Raw genomic sequence first — 9,150 nt, 5'->3', positions numbered from 1 at the left:
GCGATAGCCACTCTGGCCGGATAGATACGCTTGGACTAATTTGATTTTGAACGGCAAATCATATTTTGTCATTGAAAAGACCCCTAAAAGTTGAATGGGTGTCCAACTTTTTGGGGTCAGTTCAGAGTGTGGGAACCAGAAAATTTGCGTACTCGTTCCCATGCTCCGCGTGGGAATGCATAAACCGCGCTGAAATTAATAAGGGCGATTAATGCTTGTGACATTAATCGCCCTTTCTTGTATTTATTTTGGAACCGCTTACTGCTTATGAGCCGTTACCAGCAAGTTGCCCGGTCTTTGCCAAGCATTTTGTCTCCTCACCTGCATGAAATGAATTATGCACCACAATATGACAATTCACACTTAGGGTATGCACTAGTTTCCACCTTTTTTCAACACAAAAAACAACTATTTGCTCTTTTGTTGATCAAGCTCATGCGCCAGTTGGCGGGATTTTTCTTTTTGCGCCCGTTTTTCTTCACGACGCTTGCGGATTTGCTCATCCATTTTTGCACCAATATGCCCCTCGTGACGCTGCTCGGCCAAATCCACCTGACGCTGCCTTTCCCGAAAACGCTCACGTTGCTCTTCAGTAATCTTGTCCCAGCAATGCGGGCAGCTTTCACCGCGCACATAATGGGCAGAAGCGCGATCTTCATCACTTAAAGGATGACGGCAGGCCCGACACTGAATATATGGCCCGGGCACCAAGCCATGACCCACCGATACCCGCTCATCAAACACAAAGCACTCACCTTCCCACAGGCTTTGTGGCTGGGGAATGGTTTCCAGATACTTAAGAATACCGCCTTCCAGGTGGTAAACCTCATCGTAGCCCTGGGATTTCATATAGGCGGTTGATTTTTCACAGCGAATGCCACCGGTGCAAAACATGGCCACTTTCTTTTTCCTGTTTTTATCCAGCAAGCCACCCGCCCGGGCCTGTTCCTGCACCCATTGCGGAAACTCGCGGAAGGTAACCGTTTCAGGGTTAACCGCCCCCTTGAAGGTGCCAATATCCACTTCGTAATCATTGCGGGTATCAATCAACACCACATCGGGGTCGGAAATGAGGGCATTCCAGTCTTCGGGCTTCACATACGTACCCGCATTTTGCCCATTCACATTGGGCTGGCCCATGGTCACGATTTCTTTTTTCAGGCGCACCCGCATGCGGTGAAACGGCTCGCGGTCTTCCGACCAGGATTCTTTATGCTCCAGCGTAGCCAGGCGCGGGTCATTGCGCAAATACGCCAACACCGCATCAATCCCCTCGCGTGGGCCGGCAATCGTGCCATTAATGCCTTCCAGCGCCAGCAACAAAGTGCCCTTAACATCATGCTGCTCGCAAAAAGCCTGCAAGGGTTCACGCATTGCCTCGTAATCGGGCAATTCTACAAATTTATATAAAGCGGCAATGGTAAAGTTGGACATAAAGTAATCGGTAACCGATGAAAAGTAAGATATTTGAAAATACAGTAGGCAATCGCGCTTTTTTCCCAAGCAGGAGCATGGAAACAAGCAATATACGGTGTTGAAAACACAGTACGCAATTTTGTCACAAATACAAAGAAAGGAATTTGCGAAGAACGCAGCATCTACTTCTACGAATTATAAAGCAAAGATTAACTTTTTCTTGTTCCCATGCTCCCGCACAGGAATGCATACCCTCATTTGCCATAACAAAATAATTTTAAGTTATGTAAAATCTGCTAGTCTACGGATTAACAATTCTTTGTTCCCACGCGGGAGCATGGGAACGCATATTTCACTATTTTTATCCCCCGGAGGAAGCATGAAGTTAGAGACACTGGCGATTCACGCCGGCTATAAACCCGAACCCACCACCAAAGCCGTGGCAGTACCCATTTACCAAACCACTTCCTACGCGTTTGACAACACCCAGCACGGGGCTGATTTGTTTGACCTGAAAGTGGCTGGCAATATTTACACCCGCATCATGAACCCCACCAATGCGGTGCTTGAAGAGCGTGTGGCGGCACTGGAAGGCGGGATTGGCGCGCTGGTGGTTGCCTCGGGCATGGCGGCCATTACCTACGCCATTCAAACCATAGCCGGTGCCGGTGACAACATTGTTTCAGTCAGCACCCTGTACGGGGGCACCTACAACCTGTTCGCCCATTCATTCCCGCGCCAGGGCATTGAAGTGCGCTTTGCCCCCCATAACGACATTGCCGCTCTTGAAGCGCTGATTGATGACAGTACCAAAGCCGTTTTCTGCGAATCCATTGGCAACCCGGCAGGCAATATCATTGACATTCAGGCCCTGGCCGATGCCGCCCACCGCCATGGCGTACCGCTGATTGTTGACAACACCGTGGCCTCGCCCGCGCTGTGCCGCCCCTTTGAACACGGTGCCGATATTGTGATTCACTCGCTGACCAAATATATTGGCGGCCATGGCACCACCATTGCCGGTGCCGTGGTGGATTCAGGCAAATTCCCCTGGGCCGAACACAAAGAACGCTTTGCCATTCTGAATGAACCCGACCCGGCCTACCACGGCGTGGTCTACACCGACGCTTTTGGCCCCGCCGCATTTATTGGCCGCTGCCGTGTTGGCCCGCTGCGCAACACCGGTGCCGCCCTGGCCCCATTAAGCGCTTTTTTGATTATCCAAGGCATTGAAACCCTTTCCCTGCGCATGGAGCGCCACTGCGAAAACACGCTTAAAGTGGCCGAACACCTAAACAACCACCCTCAAGTGGCATGGGTAAAATACGCTGGCCTGCCTAGCCACCCCGAACACGCGCTGGCACAAAAATACATGGGCGGCAAACCTTCAGGCATTTTAACCTTTGGCATTAAAGGCGGCAGCGAAAGTGGCGCCCGCTTCATTGACGCCCTGCAACTTATTACCCGACTGGTGAACATTGGCGACGCCAAATCCCTGGCCTGCCACCCCGCCAGCACCACCCACCGCCAGCTGAATGAAAAAGAACTGGCCACCGCTGGTGTAAGCGCTGACATGATCAGGCTGTCTGTGGGTATTGAGCATATTGATGACATTATTGCCGACCTGGACCAGGCATTGGAAGCCAGCAAGGGTTAATGCCTGCGTTGTCATCCAGAACAGGAGTGGTTCCCTCGCGGGAGCATGGGAACCAGAGGCCCACGGTTAAATCTTGATTTCCGCCCCCAGCGCTTTCACAAACTGGCTTAACCACGCAGGGTGGGCGGGCCAGGCGGGGGCGGTTATCAGGTTACCGTCGGTCACGGCGGCATCAATGGCGATTTCGGCATATTTGCCCCCCGCCAGTTCCACCTCTGGCGCGCAGGCCGGGTAGGCCGAGCAGGTGCGGTCTTTTAAAATACCTGCAGCTGCCAGAATTTGCGCGCCATGGCACACCGCGGCAATCGGCTTGCCGGCCGTATTGAACTCACGCACAATATCCAGCACCCGCCGGTTCAGGCGCAAATATTCAGGACCGCGACCACCGGGTATTAACAAACCCACATAATCATTGGTATTAACCTGGTCAAAATCATAATTCAAGGCAAAATTATGGCCACGCTTTTCGCTGTAAGTCTGGTCACCCTCAAAATCATGAATGGCCGTGGCCACATGGTCACCGGCTTTCTTATTGGGGCACACCGCATGTACGGCATACCCCAAACCCAGCAAAAACTGGTACGGCACCATGGTTTCGTAATCTTCGGTGAAATCACCCGCAATCATTAAAATCGCTTTACTCATGACACGTCTCCTAAGTTGAAAAATACCCTATTACCCTTTTGGCAATAAAGGTTTACTATTCACTATATTGTTGTTTTGTATCATTTTAATGGCAAACAGGCTGTTTGGGCTGCTGGCTGAAAAATATTGCCGCTCCTAACTTATTCAGCAACCTTTTGCATTAAGACACCGGTTTCTCATGCCCTACACCAAAAACACACGGGCCTTCACAGTGACACATCCAGCTATTTCTTTCACTGCAGCACCCACCTAAAAAGGAATCATCATGAAACCTCTTTACCTGCTACTAGCCATTCCCGCCCTTTTGTTATCCACCGGCAGCCAGGCCCAAATGTTTAACCAGGAATACGAAAAATGCAACCAAAACACGACCGTTTCGATTGTGGATTGTGTTAACAAACAGGCAAAAAAATGGGATACCCGCCTGAACAAATCCTACAAAGCCTTAATGGAACGCAGTGACGCCGCCCAGCAAGCCCCGCTGAAATCAGCCCAACGCCAATGGATTCAATACCGCGATGCCAACTGCCAATTTTACGCCTTGGGTGATGGCAGCATTAGCCAGATTAACGCGGCTGAATGCCTGCGTGCCATGACCCAGGAGCGCACCTGCGAAATAGAAGCCGCCAACCGCTATGAAGGGGGTCCGCAGGCCGGGTGCAAATAAACCCAGCACGCCATAGGCAATAGCCCATAAAAAAGGATGGCCATTACCATCCTTTTGCTTGAATTCAACAATTACAAACAAAACGCTTAAATCTTGCAGGCATCGCCGCAGTCATTATCCGCTTCGGGCACGCTATCGTCCATTTCCTGAATGCGCTCGGCGTTTTTCTTTTCGATTTCATCAAAATCAATGTTTTCAAACGCGGTATCAAAATCAAGATCAGTATCGTTACTCATCACAGTCTTCCAAAATGGTTGGGCAATCTTTGATTTTAACGCCAAAACCGGTTTTGTTCCCACGCAGGAGCATGGGAACCAGAAACCGTCTAACATTTGGGATCAGTTCAGAGCATGAAAACGAGGAAGATATTGCCGCGCTACCTAATCAATAGCCTGAACCACGTTACGATCAAACAACAGTTTTGTCTCAGCCTCGGAATACCCTAACTCTGTCAATAACTCTACGCTGTTTTGACCGATTTTTGGTGGTGCCATGCGTATGTGCAAACGCTCTCCTTCCAATGTAATGGGTAAAAGAGGTACTGACGTCTCTTTACCATTCGGAAGCGCCATAGTTTCAAGCCCACCCGTTGTTTTTAAATGGATATCATCAAAAAGATCCTGTGGTTTAGAAATAGGAGCAAAAGGTAAACCATGCTTTTCAAAAACCGCCATGATCTCTTTAGCACTAAACACTGCCAATCTCTCACGCAGTGCAGGCATCAACCAGGACCTTTGCTGAACTCGGGCATTATTGGATTTCAAGCGTTCATCAGCACGCAAATCCTTGAAACCAAAAGCATTACAAAAAAGATCCCATTGGGTATCACTGACCACACCAAGAAACACCTGTTCATCATCTTTCAAAGTAAAAACATCATAAATACCCCATGCGGAAATCCGCTCTGGCATTGGTTTTGCCGCATTTCCAGTAACCGCATATTGCATCATATGCTGAGCCACCAAAAACACGTTATTCTCAAACAGTGCGGATTGGACTTCCATCCCTTTACCGGTATGCGTGCGTTGCATAAGCGCGGCCATGGCACCTATTGCACCAAACAGGCCTCCCATAATGTCGTTAATACTGGAGCCGGCTCTTAAAGGATCTCCTGAACGACCGGTCATATAGGCAAGCCCCCCCATCATCTGTACCACCTCATCAAGAGCCGTACGATGGGCATAGGGACCGGGCAAAAACCCCTTATGACTCACATAAATCAAACTTTCGTTTTGACGACGTAAAGACTCATAATCCAGGCCAAGTTTTTGCATGGTTCCCGACTTGAAGTTCTCACTGACAATATCCGCCGTTGAGATCAATTTATACGCGATCTCAATACCCTCTGGACTTTGCAAATCAAGAGCAATACTTTTTTTATTTCGATTAAAAAGTGGGAAAAAACCCGCGCCTGACCCCATTAAATGTCGGGTGCTATCACCTTTAACCGGCTCTATCTTAATGACTTCAGCCCCCAAGTCAGCCAGCACCATTCCACATGTTGGCCCCATCACCATGTGGGTAAACTCAACAACCCTAACACCTTCCAAAGGCAGTTTTTTATCTTCAGACATTATTGCTCCTGTATTATTAATTATTGTTATTGAATGAACCCTTTAGGTAAACCAGCCTCAGGCGTCATTCCATAGATGGGCTCATTTGGCAAACCTTCCTGCAAAGCAACCCGTGCCTGCATTAATTTTTCATAATTGATATGGGTCTTTACATTCATCGCCTCAAACATAAACACCAGATCCTCGGTAACCACATTTCCTGAAGCCCCTGGCGCATACGGACACCCTCCCAACCCGCCCTGAGAAGAATCAAACGTCCTGACACCCTCTTCAAAAGCAGCCAGGCAATTTGCAATCCCGAGACCTCGGGTATTATGCATATGTGCCGCACCGGCCTTCTCACCAACTTCATCAAAAAGCCTTCTAAATAACCGGCGTACCTGTTTGGGATTTGCATAGCCAGTGGTATCGGACAGCCCGATATCATCAATACCGGCCTGAGCAGCCATGACTGAAAGACGAATAACATCGTCCTCATCCACTTTGCCCTGGAGCGTGCAACCAAAAGCGGTTGAAATACCCGCCTCTATGCTAATAGCCGGAAAATTGGCATCACGATAGGCAACAATTCGCTTTGCCTCTTCCATCATCTCCTCAGGTGTCTTGCGCACATTGGCTTGAGAATGTGCAACACTTGCAGAAATAGGCAAGGTGATTTTATGCACGCCCGCCTCAAAAGCCGTGACCGCGCCGCGTAAGTTCGGCACTAGGGCCATCACAGTCAGACCCGGATGCTGTAATGCATGCGCCACCACTTCGGCTGTATCAGCCAATTGTGGCAACAGCTTGCTGGGAACAAAAGAACCCACTTCAATTTCCCTGACTCCCGCATCATAAAGCGCCGAAATCCATTTAAGCTTGAATGCGGTTGGCATAATGGTCTTAATACTCTGCAATCCATCCCTTGGGCCTACTTCACTAATCAACACGGTATCGCCAGTATGATTTGACATGAATTTCTCTTTTATCTTGATTTATTTTGATTAAATTTCAGCTGTCAATACGTCGTAACGATACAGCCAGTCATACCTGTCAGCAATAGGGTTACTGCTCCACTCACGCTGCAGATAGGCCTCGGCACCCTCTTCAGTTTCCAGCTCAGCGCTGTGAAAACGTCCGGTATTGGCCGTTGCACCACGCACCATTTTGCTTGTCCGCTCAATCCTGGCGCTTTCATATTTTTCAAATGCCAATGGCAAATCATGGACATATTTATCCAGACACCTTGCCAGCACCACGCCATCTTCAATCGACTGAACGGCCCCCTGTGCGAGGAAAGGCAAGGTCGCATGTGCGGCATCTCCAACCAATGTCACCCTTCCTTGCGTCCATTGAGGTATCGGATCACGTTGCATCAGCGCCCATTTAAACAACTGGGGTGATAAACGAATCATGGTTTGGACATCTTCATGCCAGCCTTTGAAGTCATTCAGGCATTCTTCCACCGTGCCTTGCGTGCTCCAGGATTCAACTTGCCAATCCTTGCGTTCAATGGTGCCCACAAAGTTCATAATCTCACCCCTGTGCAAGGGATAATTAACGGCATGACCGCCTGGACCAATCCAGGTTGAACCCACCATTTTTTGCAAATGTTCTGGCAGGTTCTTCATTGGAATCACACCGCGCCACGCAACCATCCCCGAAAAATTAGGATTGGTTGGCCCCCACAATTGATTACGAATGGCCGAGCGCACCCCGTCTGCCCCAATCAGCAAGTCGCCGCTTATTTCCTGACCATTTTCAAGTTTAAGCTTGATGGAATCCTTGTCTTGGGAAAAAGAATGCACTTTACTGTCAAGATGAATGGCGTTTGGTTTTATGGCCTCGACGCCGTCAACCAGGGCTTTGAGCAAGTCGGGACGATAAACCGTTAAATAGGGATAACCGTACTTTTCAACGGCGTCATCGCCAAGATCAAAAAGCAACCATGATTTTCCGGTATTCCACAACCGAAACTCTTTTTTTTCTGGATTACAAGAGTCTGCTTTAACGTTTTCATAAATGCCCAGCGCATCCAGGGCACGACTGCCATTAGGACTTATCTGGATCCCTGCACCCACTTCCCTGAGTTCTTTGGCCTGTTCATAAACTTCCACATCAAAGCCTTGCCTCAATAACGCCAATGCTGCCGACAAACCACCAATGCCACCACCAGCAATAATTACTTTTATATCTTTTTTCATAATTTTGTCCTATGAACTGAAGTCGGTTTACTGCTCAAACTTTACGCCAGAGTCTTTAACGATTTTGGCCCAGGTTTTTACATCGTTATTAAAGAATTGCGTGAACTCCTCAACCGAATAGGGATTTAGCGTCGCGCCACGAGCTTCAACATACTCTTTGTAATCAGGATCATTAAACGTATCGCCAATCACTGCATTCAATTTATCCAAAATCTCTTGAGGCGTGCCTTTTTTGGCAAATAAGCCGAACCAGGTTGAAACATTAAAATTATCAAGTCCCACCTCTTTAGCGGTAGGCACATCGGGCAACATAGGCGATCTTTTTTCCCCTGTCGTCAACAACCCGATCATTTTTCCAGCCTGGATATACGTTGCAAGATTCGCCAGATCAATGGCGATCACCTGACACTCATTCTGAAGCACCGCCATGACAGCAGGCGCAGCACCTTTGTAGCTAATGGTTTGCATCTTTACGCCTGTTTCCATGCCAAACAGCAGACTGGTCAGTAATGTTGACGTACCCCCCTCGGCAATATTCATTTTGCCTTCATTTTTCTTCCCATATGCGATGAATTCTTCCAGGTTTTTCGCCGGAACAGCCGGATTCATACCAATCACAAAAGGCAAAGCCATCAACTGTGCAATCGGCTGAATATCCGTATAGGGATCATAGTCAACTTTGCGAACACTTGGATTAATCGCCATGGCAGGCGTATCCACCATTAATGTGTAGCCATCCGCAGGGGCATCCCTAAGGGCCTTCAAGGCAATCAGGCCGAAAGCACCCGTTTTGTTTTCAACCACAACCGGCTGGTTTAAACGTTTTGACAACTGATCAGCAATTTTTCGACTGGTGGTATCCACGGCACTACCCGGTTGATAAGGCACCACAATTTTGATTGGCCTTTGCGGATAAGTTTCTGCGGCATACGTTGCACTAGCGCCTAAAGCGAAAACACCTAACACAACATTTCTTAATAGGTTTTTATATATTTTCATGTATGTCTC

General features: G+C 48.5%; 9 protein-coding genes. 2 read left to right on the top strand and 7 right to left on the bottom strand.

The window, feature by feature from the left end; genetic code table 11:
* Window positions 1-408 precede the first annotated feature (408 nt).
* Entirely contained in the window at window positions 409-1,434 is a 1,026-nt protein-coding gene (gene trhO, locus IE074_RS12520) for an oxygen-dependent tRNA uridine(34) hydroxylase TrhO (protein WP_189385796.1), read from the bottom strand.
* A gap of 361 nt (window positions 1,435-1,795) precedes the next feature.
* Between trhO and IE074_RS12515 the strand changes: the two genes are divergently transcribed.
* On the top strand, window positions 1,796-3,073 hold the full coding sequence (locus IE074_RS12515) for a bifunctional O-acetylhomoserine aminocarboxypropyltransferase/cysteine synthase (RefSeq protein ID WP_189385795.1): 1,278 nt from the start codon (window positions 1,796-1,798) through the stop codon (window positions 3,071-3,073).
* A 66-nt stretch (window positions 3,074-3,139) separates the two neighbouring features.
* On the opposite strand, the gene IE074_RS12510 is transcribed toward IE074_RS12515, so the two are convergent.
* Window positions 3,140-3,718: a DJ-1/PfpI family protein gene (locus IE074_RS12510; RefSeq protein WP_189385794.1), complete on the bottom strand. Its 579-nt coding sequence runs from the start codon at window positions 3,716-3,718 to the stop codon at window positions 3,140-3,142.
* Between the two features lie 265 nt (window positions 3,719-3,983).
* Between IE074_RS12510 and IE074_RS12505 the strand changes: the two genes are divergently transcribed.
* Window positions 3,984-4,385 carry a lysozyme inhibitor LprI family protein gene (locus tag IE074_RS12505; RefSeq protein WP_189385793.1) on the top strand — a complete coding sequence of 134 codons (402 nt, stop codon included), beginning with the start codon at window positions 3,984-3,986 and terminating at the stop codon, window positions 4,383-4,385.
* An 86-nt stretch (window positions 4,386-4,471) separates the two neighbouring features.
* Here the strand turns inward: IE074_RS12505 and IE074_RS12500 are convergent, their stop codons facing one another.
* From IE074_RS12500 to IE074_RS12480, 5 genes are all read right to left on the bottom strand, one after another.
* On the bottom strand, window positions 4,472-4,621 hold the full coding sequence (locus IE074_RS12500) for a hypothetical protein (protein WP_169293989.1): 150 nt from the start codon (window positions 4,619-4,621) through the stop codon (window positions 4,472-4,474).
* A 144-nt stretch (window positions 4,622-4,765) separates the two neighbouring features.
* Window positions 4,766-5,959: a CaiB/BaiF CoA transferase family protein gene (locus IE074_RS12495; protein ID WP_189385792.1), complete on the bottom strand. Its 1,194-nt coding sequence runs from the start codon at window positions 5,957-5,959 to the stop codon at window positions 4,766-4,768.
* 26 nt (window positions 5,960-5,985) lie between these two features.
* Window positions 5,986-6,912, bottom strand: coding sequence for a hydroxymethylglutaryl-CoA lyase (locus tag IE074_RS12490; protein WP_189385791.1), 927 nt, complete (start codon window positions 6,910-6,912; stop codon window positions 5,986-5,988).
* A 30-nt stretch (window positions 6,913-6,942) separates the two neighbouring features.
* Window positions 6,943-8,142: an FAD-dependent monooxygenase gene (locus IE074_RS12485; RefSeq protein WP_217734436.1), complete on the bottom strand. Its 1,200-nt coding sequence runs from the start codon at window positions 8,140-8,142 to the stop codon at window positions 6,943-6,945.
* Between the two features lie 27 nt (window positions 8,143-8,169).
* A complete protein-coding gene (locus tag IE074_RS12480) occupies window positions 8,170-9,141 on the bottom strand; it encodes a Bug family tripartite tricarboxylate transporter substrate binding protein (RefSeq protein WP_189385790.1) in 972 nt (323 codons plus the stop codon).
* Between the last annotated feature and the right edge of the window lie 9 nt (window positions 9,142-9,150).

Origin of the sequence: Advenella faeciporci, assembly GCF_014652395.1 — a bacterium.
GTDB lineage: Bacteria > Pseudomonadota > Gammaproteobacteria > Burkholderiales > Burkholderiaceae_B > Advenella > Advenella faeciporci.
This window is presented reverse-complemented; position numbering and strand designations above follow the sequence as displayed.

What these genes read in the sequence shown, in the direction of transcription:
- IE074_RS12510 (WP_189385794.1), bottom strand. Translation starts at nt 3,718, where the DNA reads ATGAGTAAAGCGATTTTAATGATTGCGGGTGATTTCACCGAAGATTAC.
- IE074_RS12495 (WP_189385792.1), bottom strand. Translation starts at nt 5,959, where the DNA reads ATGTCTGAAGATAAAAAACTGCCTTTGGAAGGTGTTAGGGTTGTTGAG.
- trhO (WP_189385796.1), bottom strand. Translation starts at nt 1,434, where the DNA reads ATGTCCAACTTTACCATTGCCGCTTTATATAAATTTGTAGAATTGCCC.
- IE074_RS12480 (WP_189385790.1), bottom strand. Translation starts at nt 9,141, where the DNA reads ATGAAAATATATAAAAACCTATTAAGAAATGTTGTGTTAGGTGTTTTC.
- IE074_RS12515 (WP_189385795.1), top strand. Translation starts at nt 1,796, where the DNA reads ATGAAGTTAGAGACACTGGCGATTCACGCCGGCTATAAACCCGAACCC.
- IE074_RS12490 (WP_189385791.1), bottom strand. Translation starts at nt 6,912, where the DNA reads ATGTCAAATCATACTGGCGATACCGTGTTGATTAGTGAAGTAGGCCCA.
- IE074_RS12485 (WP_217734436.1), bottom strand. Translation starts at nt 8,142, where the DNA reads ATGAAAAAAGATATAAAAGTAATTATTGCTGGTGGTGGCATTGGTGGT.
- IE074_RS12500 (WP_169293989.1), bottom strand. Translation starts at nt 4,621, where the DNA reads ATGAGTAACGATACTGATCTTGATTTTGATACCGCGTTTGAAAACATT.
- IE074_RS12505 (WP_189385793.1), top strand. Translation starts at nt 3,984, where the DNA reads ATGAAACCTCTTTACCTGCTACTAGCCATTCCCGCCCTTTTGTTATCC.